The sequence below is a fragment of the Pseudomonas sp. S2_H10 genome (assembly GCF_054668285.1).
Window position 1 is genome coordinate 5,763,269 of record NZ_CP162754.1, and the last position, 15,761, is coordinate 5,779,029.

Below are 15,761 nucleotides of genomic sequence, written 5' to 3' on the forward strand. Positions count from 1 at the left end.
AGGCATAACGCCTGGCATTTTTGTTTCTGGCTGGCCGATATGTGTGGCTGACAGGCCGCCATCGCTGGCAAGCCGGCTCCCACAGGGTATGTATGGCTCACAAAACCTGTGGGAGCTGGCTTGCCAGCGATGAAGTCGCCCCGGTCCAACTGAATAAACATCGAACGCCATACCGCCACAAAGGTCTGCTCCCTATATCACTCAAACCCATCGATCACAGGAGACGCTGCCATGTCCGACCCCATGACCCTCAATCAACGCATTGTCCTGGCTTCTCGCCCGGTAGGCGCGCCAACGCCGGAAAACTTCCGCATGGAGCGGGTGGCGCTGCCGGATCTGGCCGACGGCCAGGTGCTGCTCAAGACCGTTTTCCTGTCGCTGGATCCCTACATGCGCGGACGCATGAGTGACGCTCCGTCCTACGCCGCACCGGTGGAAATCGGCGAAGTCATGACCGGCGGCGCCGTCAGCCGGGTCGAGCGGTCGCTCAATCCGAAGTTCCAGGAAGGTGACCTGGTGGTCGGTGCCACCGGCTGGCAAAGCCACAGCATCAATGACGGTCGCAGCATCATTCCGATTCCCGCGCTGCCAAACCCTTCGATGGCCCTCGGGGTACTGGGTATGCCGGGCATGACCGCGTACATGGGCCTGATGGACATCGGCCAGCCCAAGGCGGGCGAAACCCTGGTGGTGGCGGCGGCGTCCGGCGCGGTGGGGTCGGTGGTCGGCCAGGTGGCGAAGATCAAGGGCTTGCGTGTGGTCGGCGTGGCCGGCGGCGCGGACAAGTGCCGTTATGTGGTCGACGAACTGGGCTTCGACGCCTGCATCGACCACAAGAGCCCGGACTTTGCCGATGAACTGGCCAAAGCCTGCGGCAAGGGCATCGACATCTACTACGAAAATGTCGGCGGCAAGGTATTCGATGCCGTGGTGCCGTTGCTCAATGCCAAGGCGCGAATTCCACTCTGCGGCCTGATTGCCTCCTATAACGCCCACGAAGCGCCGAGCGGGCCGGATCGCCTGCCACTGTTGCAACGCACCCTGTTGACCAAGCGGGTGCGCATCCAGGGCTTCATCGTGTTCGATGACTATGGTGATCGCCAGCCGGAATTCCTCAGCGCCATGGCGCCCTGGGTGCGTGATGGCAAGGTGAAATTCCGCGAAGACGTGGTCGATGGCCTGGAGCAGGCTCCCGATGCGTTCATTGGCATGCTGGAAGGGCGCAACTTCGGCAAGCTGGTGGTTCGGGTTTCCCGCGACTGAGTAATTGACGCTGCAATTTGACGCTCAACCGAGGCGCGGGTATAAACCGCGTCTCGTTGTTTTGTCGGACGTTTCCACCATGAGCTTCAGCCCTTTGATTCGCCAACTGATCGACGCCCTGCGAATTTTGCCCGGCGTGGGTCAGAAAACCGCCCAGCGCATGGCGTTGCAGTTGCTCGAGCGTGACCGCAGCGGCGGCTCGCGCCTGGCACTGGCCCTGAGCCAGGCCATGGAAGGGGTCGGTCACTGCCGTCTGTGCCGTACGCTGACGGAAGATGATCTGTGCCCGCAATGTTCTGATACCCGTCGCGACGACACCTTGCTCTGCGTGGTGGAAGGGCCGATGGACGTCTATGCGGTGGAGCAGACCGGTTTCCGTGGGCGCTACTTCGTGCTCAAGGGCCATCTGTCGCCACTCGATGGCCTGGGCCCGGAAGCCATCGGCATCCCGCAATTGATGGCGCGGATCGAAGAGGCCGGCACCTTCGCCGAAGTCATCCTGGCCACCAACCCGACCGTGGAAGGTGAGGCCACAGCGCATTACATCGCCCAGTTGCTCAGCAGCAAAGGCCTGATCGCCTCGCGTATCGCCCATGGCGTACCACTCGGTGGCGAGCTGGAGCTGGTGGATGGCGGCACGCTGGCGCACTCGTTTGCCGGGCGTAAGCCAATTTCGCTCTGAGTTCATGTGGCGTCCATGCTGACGCCATCGCTGGCAAGCCAGCTCCCACATTTGATTTGTGTGCACCACAGACTTCCGTAGGAGCCGGCTTGCTGGCGATCCAGCCACCTCGGTCCACCTGACCCACACAATCCTGTTGAAAACCAAGCAAGCGCTCGGTTAACTTCACTGACCCCTTCAGTGGAGCTCGCCGATGTCTGCCTTTCAGGAATACTTCGATCCCAGCCACCAATTGGTCCGCGACAGCGTCAGACGTTTCGTCGAGCGCGAGATTCTTCCTGATATCGAGCAGTGGGAAGAAGCCGAAAGCTTTCCTCGCGAGCTTTACCTCAAGGCCGGCGCGGCGGGGATTCTCGGCATCGGCTACCCGGAGGCTTACGGCGGCAGCCACGAAGTCGATCTGTTCGCCAAGGTGGCCGCCAGTGAGGAATTGATGCGTTGCGGCTCAGGCGGGCTGGTTGCCGGCCTGGGGTCGCTGGATATCGGCTTGCCGCCCATTCTCAAGTGGGCGCGCGCCGAAGTGCGCGATCGTGTGGTGCCTCAGGTGCTGTCAGGCGAGAAGATCAGCGCCCTGGCCGTCACCGAGCCCGGCGGCGGCTCCGACGTCGCCAACCTGCAAACCCGCGCCGTGCGTGATGGCGATTGTTACCGGGTCAGTGGCAGCAAAACCTTTATCACCAGTGGTGTGCGTGCGGACTTCTATACCGTCGCGGTGCGTACCGGTGAGCCGGGGTTTTCCGGCATCAGCCTGTTGCTGATCGAAAAGGGCACACCGGGTTTCACCGTAGGACGGCAACTGAAGAAAATGGGCTGGTGGGCGTCAGACACGGGTGAACTGTTCTTCGATGACTGCCGGGTGCCTGCGGGCAATCTGATCGGCGTCGAGAACATGGGTTTTGCCTGCATCATGGGCAATTTCCAGAGCGAACGCCTGGCCCTGGCGTTGATGGCCAACATGACCGCGCAGCTGGCGCTGGAGGAGAGCCTGAAGTGGGCGCGCCAGCGCGAAGCCTTCGGCAAACCAATCGGCAAGTTTCAGGTGATCAAGCATCGTCTCGCCGAAATGGCGACCGCGCTGGAAGTGTCCCGCGAGTTCACTTACCGCCAGGCCGCGAAAATGGCGGCGGGGCAGAGCGTGATCAAGGAAATTTCCATGGCCAAGAATTTTGCGACGGATACGGCGGACCGGATCGTCACCGATGCGGTGCAGATACTCGGTGGTCTGGGTTACATGCGCGAGAGTCTGGTGGAGCGGCTGTACCGCGACAACCGGATCCTGTCGATTGGCGGCGGGACGCGGGAAGTGATGAACGAGATCATCAGCAAGCAGATGGGGCTTTGAACCGATCTTGAATTTTATGGTGTTGCCGCTGACGCTATCGCTGGCAAGCCAGCTCCCACAGTGTTCTTTGTCATGCACAAAATTTGTGTCCGCCAAAGATCCCTGTGGGAGCGGGCTTGCCCGCGATGGCGTCAGCCAAGACGCCACTTACTTATCGGAAAGGGCAAACTGCGTCAGGCAGAACGTAGGAATGCCCATGTCTTCCAGGCGTTGCGATCCACCCAGTTCCGGCAGGTCGATGATCGCCGCCGCTTCATGCACCCGCGCGCCCATGCGGCGGATCAGGTTGGCCGCTGCAATCAGGGTGCCTCCGGTGGCGATCAGGTCATCGAACATCACCACCGAATCCCCTTCGCACAGGCTGTCGGCGTGCACTTCCAGGAAGGCTTCGCCGTATTCGGTCGCATAGCCCTCGGCCAGCACGTCAGCCGGCAGTTTGCCTTGCTTGCGGAACAGCACCAGCGGCTTGTTCAACTGATAGGCCAGTACCGAGCCGATCAGGAAACCACGGGCGTCCATTGCGCCGATATGGGTGAAGTCAGCCTCGACGTAACGGTGGGCGAAGCTGTCCATTACCAGGCGCAGGGCGGTCGGCGACTGGAACAGCGGGGTGATGTCGCGAAAGATCACGCCCGGTTTCGGGAAGTCGATGACAGGGCGGATGAGGGATTTGATGTCGAAGGAGTCGAAGACCATCGTCGTGGTGTCCTGGCAGGGCTGCAAACGACGCATTATAACGGCGGCTGAACCGTTTCGCTCAGCCGCAACGTTTTGTTTCAGCCTTCCAGTGAGCCACCGGCCAGGGCGCACAGCTGGATCGGGTCGATAATCCGGATTTCCTTGCCTTCTGCCGCAATCAGTTCGTTTTGCTGGAAGCGCGTGAACACCCGGGAAACGGTCTCGACCGCCAGGCCCAGGTAGTTGCCGATCTCGTTGCGCGACATGCTCAGGCGGAACTGATTGGCGGAAAAGCCCCGGGCGCGAAAACGTGCCGAGAGGTTGACCAGGAAGGTGGCGATGCGTTCGTCTGCCGTTTTCTTCGACAGCAGCAGCATCATCTGCTGGTCGTCACGGATTTCGCGGCTCATCACGCGCATCAGCTGACGGCGCAACTGCGGCAATTGCAGGGCCAGTTCGTCGAGGCGTTCAAAGGGAATTTCACACACCGAGGTGGTTTCCAGGGCTTGCGCCGACACCGGGTGCTTTTCGGTGTCCATGCCCGACAGGCCGACCAGTTCGCTGGGCAGGTGGAAACCGGTGAGCTGTTCTTCGCCAGTGTCGCTCAGGCTGAAGGTCTTGAGCGCGCCAGAACGCACTGCGTAAACAGAATCGAAGGTATCGCCCTGGCGGAACAGGAATTCGCCTTTTTTCAGCGGTCGGCCGCGCTTGACGATTTCGTCCAGCGAATCCATGTCTTCCAGATTCAGCGACAGTGGCAGGCAAAGAGGGGCCAGGCTGCAATCCTTGCAATGGGCTTGAGTATGAGCGCGCAGTTTTACTGGCTCGGACATTTCTTCAATCCTTGTGGGAAATCACACATAAGACGTAAGGGTAACTCACCATAGGATCTCGGGGCCAGTCTGGGGCGCTTGCTTGCAGAATTAGATGACGCGTGAAAAACGCTGGCGACTGTGTTGTTCCAGGTACGCGTCGAACACCATGCACACCGAGCGCGCCAACAGTCGTCCGGCGGGCAGGATGCTGATCCTGTCGCGATCGAGTTCGATCAGCCCGTCCTTGGCCATGTCTTGCAGCTGCGGCCAGAGATCGCCGAAGTAGCCCTGGAAGTCGATGTTGAAGGCCTGTTCGATGTCAGCGAACTCGAGACTGAAATTGCAGAGCAGTTGCTGTATGACCGCCCGTCGCAGCCGGTCATCGGCATTGCACAGCAGGCCGCGGCTGGTGGCCAGTTGCGACGTGGCGAGGACGTTCTGATACTGGTTCAGATCGCTGCTGTTCTGGCAGTAGAGGTCGCCGATCTGGCTGATCGCCGAGACGCCGAGACCGATCAGATCGCAATGACCGTGGGTGGTGTAGCCCTGGAAGTTGCGCTGCAGGGTCGATTCTTCCTGGGCGATCGCCAGTTCATCGTCGGGCAGGGCGAAGTGATCCATGCCGATGTAGCGGTAACCGGCAGCGATCAGTTGCTCGATGGTGCGCTGCAGCATTTCCAGTTTCTGCGCGGGTGTCGGCAGTTCATTGCTGTTGATGCGCCGTTGCGGCATGAAGCGTTCCGGCAAGTGGGCGTAGTTGAACACCGAAAGCCTGTCCGGCTGCAGGCGGATGACCTCCTCGACGGTGCGGGCGAAGTTCTCCGGCGTCTGTCTCGGCAGGCCATAGATCAGGTCGATATTGATCGAGCGAAACTGCAGGGTGCGGGCGGCGTCGATCACCGCGCGGGTTTCTTCCAGGCTTTGCAGGCGATTGACCGCGCGTTGCACCGCCGGGTCGAGGTCTTGCAGGCCGATGCTGACCCGGTTGAACCCCAGTTCGCGCAGCAGGCCCATGGTCGACCAGTCGGCCTCGCGTGGGTCGATTTCGATGCCATAGTCGCCGGAGTCGTCGTCCAGCAAGTTGAAGTGTTTGCGCAGATGCGCCATCAACTGACGCAGTTCGTCGTGGCTGAGAAAGGTCGGTGTGCCGCCCCCGAAGTGCAGTTGCTCGACTTTCTGCGCGGGGTCGAGGTGGCATGCGATCAACTGGATTTCCTGTTCCAGGCGCTGCAGGTAGGGCTGCGCCCGCCCGCGATCCTTGGTGATGACCTTGTTGCAGGCGCAGTAGTAGCAAATGTTCGCGCAGAACGGCACGTGCACGTACAGCGACAACGGGCGCTGGGCCTTGCGGCTGTCACGCAGGGCGTGAAACAGATCGAAGGTGCCGACCTGGCTGTTGAACTGCACGGCAGTCGGGTACGAGGTGTAGCGAGGGCCCGCCAGGTCATAACGGCGGATCAGATCAGTGTCCCAACGAATGGCGTCGAGCATCATGCGGGCATTCCCCCGGATTGGCTGGCAGTGTCAGCCACTTTATGCGAGGGCGGGGTGGGGCATCTTGATTTGCATCAAGGTCAGAATCTTTGCTGTTTGCGAGGGCCCCTTCGCGAGCAGGCTCGCTCCCACATTTGGAATGCGCTCCTCTGTGGGAGCGAGCCTGCTCGCGAAGGGGGCGCCGCCGATCTAGTGCCCCATGAGCCAATGCTGATGCGGCCCCGGCAAGGTCCAGATGCCGAACAGCATCACCAGCAACCCGCCCGCCATGCGCACGCTGCGTTTGCGCAACAGTGCGGTGATGCGCTCGGCGGCCAGGCCGGTCGCCAGCAGCACCGGCCAGGTGCCGAGCCCGAACGCGAGCATCAACAATGCGCTGTCCAGGGCATTGCCCTGACTGGCCGACCATAGCAAGGTGCTGTAGACCAGACCGCACGGCAGCCAGCCCCAGAGCGCCCCCAGCAGCAGTGCGCGCGGAACGCTCGACACCGGCAGCAAGCGGTTGGCGACAGGCTGGATGTGTCGCCACAGGCCGCGACCGAGGCTTTCGATGCGGGTCAGGCCGCTCCACCAGCCGGCCAGGTACAGGCCCATGGCAATCAGCAGCAAGCCGGCGAGGACGCGCAGGAACATCGCCGCCGGGCTGCTGGCCACGGCCCATCCGGCCAGGCCGATCAGCAATCCGGCGCAGGCATAGCTCAGAATCCGGCCCAGGTTGTAGGCCAGCAGCAGGCGAAAACGCCGGCTGCGTTGTTCCTTGGGAATCGCCAGGGTCAGCGCGCCCATCAAGCCGCCGCACATGCCCAGGCAATGGCCGCCGCCGAGCAAACCGAGGATCACCGCAGACACCAGCATGGGCGCCAACTCAAGCATGGGGCGGAGCCTTGTCTTGCGGCTTGGCCGGTTGGCCGCTGGCCTCATCGACGGCAGCGGTGTGGTTCGGGTCCTGGTCGTCGAACAGGATGCTGTGGGCCGGGCCGTCGAGGTCGTCGTACTGCCCGCTGTCGACCGCCCAGAAGAAGATATAGACGGCAATGGCCACGATCAGCAGCGCAGCGGGAATCATTACGTAGAGAGCTGGCATCTGGACTCCATGCCCGCGCGGCTCAGGCCGGCAGCGGGCGGGTTTCTGGCGAGGTGCTGGCGGCGGGCGCGCTCGGCATGCGAGTCAGGCGCAGCGCGTTCAACACCACGGTCAAAGAACTGATCGACATGCCCACCGCCGCCCAGACCGGAGTGATCCAGCCGAGGGCGGCGAAGGGCAACATGAGGCCATTGTACAACCCGGCCCACAGCAGGTTCTCGATAATCACCCGACGGGTGCGCCGCGCCAGGCTGAAGGCTTGCACCAACGCGTCGAGGCGGTTGGACAGCAGCACCGCATCGGCACTGGTTTTCGCCAGGTCGGTGGCCGAACCCATGGCGACGCTGATATCGGCAGCCGCCAGCACCGGCACGTCATTGACCCCGTCGCCGAGCATCAACACCTTGCGGCCTTCTTTGTGCAGTTGTTGCAGGACTTGCAGTTTATCGTCCGGACGCAAGCCGCCATGGGCTTCATCGATGCCCAGCTCCGCCGCCACGCTGGCGACCATCGGCGAGCTGTCGCCGGACAACAGCAGCGTGCGCCAGCCACGGGCCTTACACGCCTCCAGCAGCGCGGGCGCGTCGGCACGGAGGCGATCGTCGAGGACGAACCAGGCCAGCGGTCCCTGGCTGTCACCCAGCAGCAGCCATTGGCCGGCTTCTTCGGGCATCGACGGCACCATGGCGCCGCTGAGTTCGCAGACGAATCCCGGCTGGCCGATGCGCAGGCGTCGCCCTTCAACCAGCCCCTCCAGGCCAAGGCCCGGGGTGCTGTGGACTTCTTCGGCGGCCATCGGCGCACGTCCGAACGCCCGGGCGATCGGGTGTTCGGAGCGGTTTTCCAGGGCGGCGGCAAGGCCCAGGCATTGATCGCTGTCGAGCGCGCCGAGGGGGCGGATCGAACGCAGCGCCAGGCGTCCTTCGGTGAGGGTGCCGGTCTTGTCGAAAATCACCGTGTCAATCTGGTTCAGGCCTTCCAGCACATGGCCGCGGGTCAGCAGCAGTCCCAGTTTGTGCAAGGTGCCGGTAGCGGCGGTGAGCGCGGTCGGTGTGGCCAGCGACAACGCGCACGGGCAGGTCGCCACGAGCATCGCCAGCACGATCCAGAAGGCCCGCGATGAGTCCAGCTCCCACCACAACAGGCCAATCGCGGCGGCGGCGATCAGCGACAGCAGCAGGAACCATTGCGCGGCGCGGTCGGCGATTTCCGCCAGGCGCGGCTTTTCCGCCTGGGCACGATCGAGCAGGCGAACGATGGCCGAGAGACGGGTGTCCTGGCCCAGGGCCTGGACCTCGACGGTCAGCGCGCCTTCGACGTTCAGGGTGCCGGCGGTGACCGCGTCGCCGAGGGTGCGCGGTTGCGGCAGGTATTCGCCGGTCAGCAGCGACTCGTCGACGCTCGACTGACCGTCGAGGATCTTGCCGTCAGCCGGAAGAATGGCGCCCGGGTGAACCAGCACCTGATCGCCAACACGCAGTTCGCTGAGCAGAATGCGTTCGCTCTGGCCGTCAGGCATCAATCGCAGGCACGAGGCGGGCAGCAGATTCACCAGCTGCGCGGTGGCGGCGGCCGTGCGCTCGCGGGCGCGGCGTTCCAGATAACGTCCGGCCAGCAGGAACAAGGCAAACATGCCGACGGCATCGAAATACAGTTCGCCGACCCCGGTGATCGAGGTCCAGATCCCGGCGATGTAGGCGCTGCCGATGGCCAGCGACACGGAAACGTCCATGGTCAGGTGGCGGGTACGCAAATCGCGCATGGCGCCTTTGAAAAACGGCGCGCAGCTGTAGAACACGATCGGGGTGGTGAGGAACAGCGCGACCCAGCGCAGGATGGTGTGCATTTCCGGGCTGAGGTCGATGTTGAATTCGGGCCAGGTGGCCATGGTTGCCATCATCGCCTGGAACCACAGCAGCCCGGCCACGCCGAGCTGGCGCAGGGCCAGGCGGTTTTCGCTGGCCAGTTGTTCGCAGGCGCGGTCGGCCTGATACGGGTGCGCGGCGTAACCGATGTGGCGCAGTTCGCTGAGGACCCGGCTCAGCGGTAATTGCCCATCGGCCCAGCGTACGTGCAAGCGATGGTTGGACAGGTTCAGGCGTGCTTCGGCCACTGCCGGGAGGGTGCGCAGGTGTTTTTCGATCAGCCAGCCACAGGCCGCGCAGCTGATGCCTTCCATCAACAGTGTGGTTTCGGCGAGGTCGCCATCGTGGCGGACAAAGGGTTGCTGCACATCGGCGCGGTCGTACAGCGCCAGTTCCTCCACCAGTTGCACCGGCAGTGCTTCGGGGTTGGCCGAGGCTTCGCTGCGGTGCCGGTAATAGCTTTCCAGGCCGCCGGCGACAATGGCCTCGGCCACGGCCTGGCAACCCGGGCAGCAGAACTCGCGGGAATCCCCGAGCACGACGGCGGTGAAGCGACTGCCGGTCGGGACGGGCAGGGCGCAGTGGTAGCAGGGGAGTGGGGTGGTCATGGTAGTTCTATGGCGTCTGGGTGGGCCCCATCGCCAGCAAGCCGGCTCCTACATTGGATTTGCGGCGTACGCAAAACCCTGTGGGAGCGGGCTTGCCCGCGATGCGCGAAGCGCAGCTTTTACTTCTTCAGGTCTTCGGCGCCCTGCAGCGGCTCGTCACCGAGCAGCAGGTCCTTGTCATGGCTGACCAGTTCCTCTTCGAACATGCGCCAGATGTGCTCGTCCTGGGTGCCGAGCAATTCGACAAAACGGCGACCTTCGATCTTGTCGCTCAACTGGCCGATGTAGCGGCCCTGTTCGGTGTCGCTGCGGGTCAGGGTGATCTTGCGATCCTTCTCCGGCTGGGTCGGCGAGATCAGGTTCAGCTCCAGGGTCGTGGGCTGGCTGTCGCCGCTCAGGCGCAGGTCGACTTCGCCGGTCACGTCATCGAGATGAACGCTGGCGCGCATTTTCAGGTTCTGGGCCAGCAGCTCACGGTCGAGGGAGCGGTTGATGCCTTTGCCGGCCTCGTAGTAGTTGTCGTTGACCAGGTTGTCCGGATTCTTCACCGCGATGGTCACCATGGACAAGGTCAGCGTCACCGAGCAGGCCAGGATCCCGATGATGATCCACGGCCAGAGGTGCTTGTACCAGGGACTTGCGGCATTTGCAGCGGGCATGTTCAGTTCTCTCAACGATTTTGTGGGCCGATGAACCGGCTCTTGGCTTCAATGTGGATGCTGTCGTCATCGGCATCCTTGAGGATGAATTTCACCTCGTTGGTGCTCGACGGCAGTTTTTCCGGTGCGACGGACAGCTCGGCCGGCTGGCTGACGATCTCGCCGGCCGCGACCTTGATCTCGCGCCGGCCCTGCAATTTGAGATCCGGCAGGCCGGAGGCTTCGAGCAGGTAGGTATGGTCGCGCTGGTCCTTGTTCATGATTTTCAGGCTGTAGACGTTTTCGATCCGGCCTTCGGCGTTCTCGCGGTACAGCACGCGGTCCTTGCTGACATCGAAACCCACCAGCGAGCGCATGAAGAACGCGGTCACCAGCAAGCTGATCATCGCCAGCAGCACCACGGCATAGCCGATCAGGCGCGGGCGCAGTTTATGGGTTTTCTGCCCCGACAGGTTGTGCTCGGTGGTGTAGCTGATCAGCCCGCGCGGGTATTCCATCTTGTCCATGATGGCGTCGCAGGCATCGATGCAGGCGGCGCAACCGATGCATTCGATTTGCAGGCCGTCGCGGATGTCGATGCCGGTCGGGCAGACCTGGACACACATGGTGCAGTCGATGCAGTCACCCAGGCCCTGGGCCTTGTAGTCGATACCTTTTTTGCGCGGGCCACGGCTTTCGCCACGGCGTGGGTCGTAGGAAACGATCAGGGTGTCCTTGTCGAACATCACGCTCTGGAAGCGTGCGTACGGGCACATGTAGATGCATACCTGCTCACGTAGCCAGCCGGCGTTGCCGTAAGTGGCGAGGGTGAAGAAGCCGACCCAGAAGTACGACCAGCCATCCGCCTGGCCGGTGAAGAATTCGAACACCAGTTCGCGGATCGGCGAGAAGTAACCGACGAAGGTCATGCCGGTGACGAAGCCGATCAGCAGCCACAGGCTGTGCTTGCTGAATTTGCGCAGCAACTTGTTGGCGCTCATCGGCGCCTTGTCGAGCTTGATGCGCTGGTTGCGGTCACCTTCGGTGACTTTTTCGCACCACATGAAGATCCAGGTCCAGACGCTTTGCGGGCAGGTATAACCGCACCAGACCCGGCCGGCGTACACGGTGATGAAGAACAGGCCGAACGCGGCGATGATCAGCATGCCGGACAGCAGAATGAAATCCTGGGGCCAGAAAGTGGCGCCGAAAATGAAGAACTTGCGCTCCGGCAGGTTCCACCAGACGGCCTGATGGCCGCCCCAGTTCAGCCACACCGTGCCGAAATACAGCAGGAACAGCACGGCACCGCCGGCCATCCGCAGGTTGCGAAACAGGCCGGTGAAGGCGCGGGTGTAGATTTTTTCCCTGGAGGCGTAGAGGTCGACGCTGTTGTTCGCGTTCTTGGCGGGTGGAGTGACGTCGTGTACCGGAATCTGGTTGCTCATCGTTGCATCCCACGGCAGTGGAAAAGTGCCTCGGTCAGTACGTGCCGACCGCGGTCAAAAAGGGGTGCTGCAGTGGCGCAATGATACGCCTGTCGCTCTAGCCTGCGGGTGCGACCTTTGGTCACGTTTGGCAAAATCATTTGATGGTGTAATGACTTGAATCAATTGACTTGGGAATTATGGACGAGTTTTGCGGTGAGGCGTTCAATCCTCGTTTCCTTTCAAGAGTGCTCTGACCGATTGACCGCCTGAACATCGAAGCCTGGCCTTAAACAAAACGGCCCCGCCAATTCACATTGGCGGGGCCGTTTTTTGTTGCTTCAAGCGTTTGCCTTACTCGGCGTCCGCTGCCTTCTCACCGTGTGACAGGCTGTAGACATAAGCAGCCAGCAGGTGAACCTTGTCGTTACCCTGCATTGCCTCTTGCGCAGGCATCTGGCCCTGACGGCCGTAACGGATGGTCTGCTGCAGTTGAGCGAAGCTCGAACCGTAGATGAACGCGGCCGGGTGAGTCAGGTTGGGGGCGCCCATCGCTGGTGTGCCTTTGCCTTCCGGACCGTGGCACGCCACGCAGTTGGTGGCGAACAGTTTCTGTCCGGCAGCCGGGTCGGCCTTGGCGCCTTCCGGCAACTTGCGGCCATCGAGGTTGGTCAGGATAAACGCGGCCACGTCGGCCACGCCTTGCTCGCCGATCACTTCAGCCCACGCCGGCATCACCGCATGACGGCCGCCCATGATGGTGGTCTTGATGGTTTCCGGCTCGCCACCCCAGCGCCAGTCGGCGTCTGTCAGGTTAGGGAAGCCATAGGCGCCCTTGGCGTCGGAGCCGTGGCAAACCGAGCAGTTGGAAGCGAACAGGCGACCACCCATTTTCAGGGCTTGCGGGTCCTTGGCCACTTCTTCGATTGGCATGGCGGCGAACTTGGCGAAGATCGGACCGAACTTGGCGTCCGACTTGGCCATTTCCTTTTCCCACTCGTGAACGCCGGTCCAGCCGGTCTGGCCGTTGGCGAACGCGGTCTGCTTCTCGTTATCCAGGTAGTTGTAACCCGGCAGCAGGCCTTTCCAGTTGCCCAGGCCCGGGTACAGCACCAGGTAGCCCAGTGCGAAGATGATGGTGCCCACGAACAGCATGAACCACCATTTCGGCAGGGGGTTGTCGTACTCCTCGATCCCGTCGAAGGAGTGCCCAACCGTCTCGTCCGTCTGCTCGCTGCGCTGGCCCTTGCGGGTCGACAGCAACAGCCAGGTCAGGGCGAAGATCGTACCGAGACTGAGGACTGTGACGTACAGACTCCAGAATGTAGTCATTCTTTGTTACTCCTAGAAGCTTGCTCGACGTGCTTGATGGCTTCGGGATCATCCGCGAAAGGCAGCAAGGTCGCGTCTTCAAACTCCGACTTGCGCTTGGGGCTGAATACCCACAACGCCAGACCGATGAAGGCCACCATCACGACAACGGTGCCCAGGCCACGAATCATCCCGATATCCATTTAGATCACCGTTTGCTTTTGATGATGGTGCCCAGGCCTTGCAGATAGGCCACCAGCGCGTCCATTTCGGTTTTGCCCTTCACGGCATCCTTGGCACCGGCGATGTCTTCGTCGGTGTAAGGGACGCCGAGCGTGCGCAAGACTTCCATTTTCTTCGCGGTGTCCTTGCCGTCGAGCTTGTTTTCCACGAGGAACGGGTAGGCCGGCATTTTCGACTCTGGCACTACGTTGCGCGGGTTGTACAAGTGCGCACGCTGCCAGTCATCGGAGTAGCGACCGCCAACACGGGCCAGGTCAGGACCGGTACGCTTGGAACCCCACAGGAACGGGTGGTCCCAGACGCTTTCACCGGCGACCGAGTAGTGGCCGTAGCGTTCGGTTTCAGCACGGAACGGACGGATCATCTGCGAGTGGCAGCCGACACAACCGTTGGCGATATAAACGTCCCGGCCTTCCAGTTCAAGGGCGGTGCGGGGCTTCATGCCCTCGACCGGCTTGTTGGTGACGTCCTGGAAAAACAGCGGAACGATCTGGGTCAGGCCGCCGATGCTGACGGCGATGACCATGAAGAAGGCCAGCAGGCCAATGTTCTTCTCGACTGCTTCATGCTTCATCAGTGAGCTCCAACTACGGCAATCTGTTCGGCGGCTTTGGCTTCAGCCGGGTTCGAGGCGCGTACGGTACGGAATACGTTGTAGGCCATGAACAGCATGCCGGTGGCGAAGAATGCACCGCCCAGGGCGCGGACGATGAAGCCCGGGTGGCTGGCTTGCAGCGCTTCGACGAACGAATAGGTGAGGGTGCCGTCATCGTTGATTGCACGCCACATCAGGCCCTGGGTGATGCCGTTGACCCACATCGAAGCGATGTAGAGCACGGTACCGATGGTCGCGAGCCAGAAGTGCGTGTTGATCAGGCCGGTGCTGTGCATCTGCGCACGACCGAACAGTTTCGGGATCATATGGTAGATCGCGCCGATCGAGATCATCGCCACCCAGCCCAGAGCGCCGGCGTGTACGTGGCCGATGGTCCAGTCGGTGTAGTGCGACAGCGAGTTCACAGTCTTGATGGCCATCATCGGACCTTCGAAGGTCGACATGCCGTAGAACGCCAGCGATACCACGAGGAAGCGCAGGATCGGGTCGGTGCGCAGCTTATGCCAGGCGCCCGACAGGGTCATCATGCCGTTGATCATGCCGCCCCAGCTCGGAGCCAGCAGGATGATCGACATCGCCATGCCCAGGGACTGGGCCCAGTCCGGCAGTGCGGTGTAGTGCAGGTGGTGCGGACCGGCCCAGATGTACAGGGTGATCAGCGCCCAGAAGTGCACGATCGACAGGCGATAGGAGTAGATCGGACGCTCGGCCTGTTTCGGCACGAAGTAGTACATCATCCCCAGGAAGCCGGTGGTCAGGAAGAAGCCCACGGCGTTGTGGCCGTACCACCACTGGATCATCGCGTCCGTCGCACCCGAGTAGGCCGAGTAGGACTTGAACAGGCTGACCGGCAGCGACATGTGGTTGACGATGTGCAGCATCGCGGTCACGACGATGAACGCGCCGTAGAACCAGTTGCCCACATAGATGTGCTTGGTCTTGCGCTTGACGATGGTGCCGAAGAACACCAGACCGTAGGTGACCCAGACAATGGCCAGCAGAATAGCCAGGGGCCATTCCAGTTCCGCGTATTCCTTGGTGGTGGTGAAACCCATCGGCAAGGTAATGATCGCGCCGACGATCACCGCTTGCCATCCCCAGAAGGTGAAGGCGGCGAGGCTGTCGGAAATCAGTCGCGTTTGGCAGGTTCGCTGCACGACGTAATAAGAAGTGGCAAACAGTGCACATCCACCGAAGGCGAAAATCACCAGGTTGGTGTGCAGCGGGCGCAGGCGTCCAAAGCTCGTCCACGGCAGACCGAAGTTCAACTCCGGCCAGACCAGTTGCGAGGCGATGAAGACACCGAGCCCCATGCCAAGGATCCCCCAGACCACCGTCATGATGGCGAACTGGCGGACTACCTTATAGTTATAAGCAGTCGGACTGATTGCTGTGCTCATTCTAAGGTTCCACGGTTTGGGTGTTTTATTAGGATTAAAAATCGGCCGCAAGTATGGAGAAAGCAGGGGGTCATTGCAACGCGCCATGACCTGGGTCAATGCTTTCAAATGCTGATTCTGCGGCCTTTCCATGCACCGCGTAAGGACAAAATTGCCCGCAGGCAAAATGTCCTGGCGAACTCGAAAGGCGAGGGGTTCAGGTGACATGTAACGGGGTGTGTTGAAACGCAACGATCGAGTGACCGATGGCAATTGGCGCGACAGCCGGTATTACCGGCCTTTGCGGCCTGTCATC

15 protein-coding genes are annotated in these 15,761 nt (G+C 61.8%); 3 read left to right on the plus strand and 12 right to left on the minus strand.

The genetic code is table 11. The features are described 5' to 3' along the window. Window positions 1-231 precede the first annotated feature (231 nt). From AB4O16_RS25990 to AB4O16_RS26000, 3 genes are all read left to right on the plus strand, one after another. Window positions 232-1,263, plus strand: coding sequence for an NADP-dependent oxidoreductase (locus AB4O16_RS25990; protein WP_460156164.1), 1,032 nt, complete (start codon window positions 232-234; stop codon window positions 1,261-1,263). 79 nt (window positions 1,264-1,342) lie between these two features. After that, entirely contained in the window at window positions 1,343-1,945 is a 603-nt protein-coding gene (gene recR, locus AB4O16_RS25995; RefSeq protein ID WP_160388813.1) for a recombination mediator RecR, read from the plus strand. Between the two features lie 193 nt (window positions 1,946-2,138). Then, on the plus strand, window positions 2,139-3,287 hold the full coding sequence (locus tag AB4O16_RS26000) for an acyl-CoA dehydrogenase family protein (protein ID WP_160388814.1): 1,149 nt from the start codon (window positions 2,139-2,141) through the stop codon (window positions 3,285-3,287). A gap of 147 nt (window positions 3,288-3,434) precedes the next feature. On the opposite strand, the gene AB4O16_RS26005 is transcribed toward AB4O16_RS26000, so the two are convergent. The 12 genes from AB4O16_RS26005 to ccoN all read right to left on the minus strand — a co-directional run bounded on the left by AB4O16_RS26005 (window position 3,435) and on the right by ccoN (window position 15,466). Further along, window positions 3,435-3,983, minus strand: a complete 549-nt coding sequence (locus AB4O16_RS26005) for an adenine phosphoribosyltransferase (protein WP_008057870.1) — start codon at window positions 3,981-3,983, stop codon at window positions 3,435-3,437. 80 nt (window positions 3,984-4,063) lie between these two features. After that, a complete protein-coding gene (gene fnr / locus AB4O16_RS26010) occupies window positions 4,064-4,798 on the minus strand; it encodes a fumarate/nitrate reduction transcriptional regulator Fnr (RefSeq protein WP_460156165.1) in 735 nt (244 codons plus the stop codon). 90 nt (window positions 4,799-4,888) lie between these two features. Continuing rightward, complete coding sequence (hemN, locus tag AB4O16_RS26015) at window positions 4,889-6,271, minus strand: oxygen-independent coproporphyrinogen III oxidase (RefSeq protein ID WP_460158087.1); 1,383 nt, start codon at window positions 6,269-6,271, stop codon at window positions 4,889-4,891. Between the two features lie 192 nt (window positions 6,272-6,463). After that, a complete protein-coding gene (locus AB4O16_RS26020; protein WP_150715755.1) occupies window positions 6,464-7,147 on the minus strand; it encodes a sulfite exporter TauE/SafE family protein in 684 nt (227 codons plus the stop codon). Then, window positions 7,140-7,358, minus strand: a complete 219-nt coding sequence (ccoS, locus tag AB4O16_RS26025; RefSeq protein WP_007971444.1) for a cbb3-type cytochrome oxidase assembly protein CcoS — start codon at window positions 7,356-7,358, stop codon at window positions 7,140-7,142. Before ccoS ends, AB4O16_RS26020 begins: the two co-directional genes overlap by 8 nt. 22 nt (window positions 7,359-7,380) lie before the next feature. After that, window positions 7,381-9,831: a heavy metal translocating P-type ATPase gene (locus AB4O16_RS26030; protein ID WP_460156166.1), complete on the minus strand. Its 2,451-nt coding sequence runs from the start codon at window positions 9,829-9,831 to the stop codon at window positions 7,381-7,383. A gap of 119 nt (window positions 9,832-9,950) precedes the next feature. Beyond that, window positions 9,951-10,490 carry a FixH family protein gene (locus AB4O16_RS26035; RefSeq protein ID WP_160388817.1) on the minus strand — a complete coding sequence of 180 codons (540 nt, stop codon included), beginning with the start codon at window positions 10,488-10,490 and terminating at the stop codon, window positions 9,951-9,953. Window positions 10,491-10,501: 11 nt separating this feature from the next. Then, on the minus strand, window positions 10,502-11,917 hold the full coding sequence (gene ccoG / locus AB4O16_RS26040) for a cytochrome c oxidase accessory protein CcoG (protein ID WP_160388818.1): 1,416 nt from the start codon (window positions 11,915-11,917) through the stop codon (window positions 10,502-10,504). Between the two features lie 333 nt (window positions 11,918-12,250). After that, window positions 12,251-13,228, minus strand: a complete 978-nt coding sequence (gene ccoP / locus AB4O16_RS26045; protein WP_160388819.1) for a cytochrome-c oxidase, cbb3-type subunit III — start codon at window positions 13,226-13,228, stop codon at window positions 12,251-12,253. Further along, a complete protein-coding gene (locus AB4O16_RS26050; protein ID WP_003175465.1) occupies window positions 13,225-13,410 on the minus strand; it encodes a CcoQ/FixQ family Cbb3-type cytochrome c oxidase assembly chaperone in 186 nt (61 codons plus the stop codon). The genes ccoP and AB4O16_RS26050 overlap by 4 nt, the downstream gene beginning before the upstream one ends. A 5-nt stretch (window positions 13,411-13,415) precedes the next feature. Further along, the gene (gene ccoO, locus AB4O16_RS26055; protein WP_009042961.1) at window positions 13,416-14,024 is read right to left on the minus strand and encodes a cytochrome-c oxidase, cbb3-type subunit II; all 609 of its coding nucleotides are present in this window, start codon (window positions 14,022-14,024) and stop codon (window positions 13,416-13,418) included. Beyond that, the gene (ccoN, locus tag AB4O16_RS26060) at window positions 14,024-15,466 is read right to left on the minus strand and encodes a cytochrome-c oxidase, cbb3-type subunit I (protein ID WP_046041350.1); all 1,443 of its coding nucleotides are present in this window, start codon (window positions 15,464-15,466) and stop codon (window positions 14,024-14,026) included. The genes ccoO and ccoN overlap by 1 nt, the downstream gene beginning before the upstream one ends. Between the last annotated feature and the right edge of the window lie 295 nt (window positions 15,467-15,761).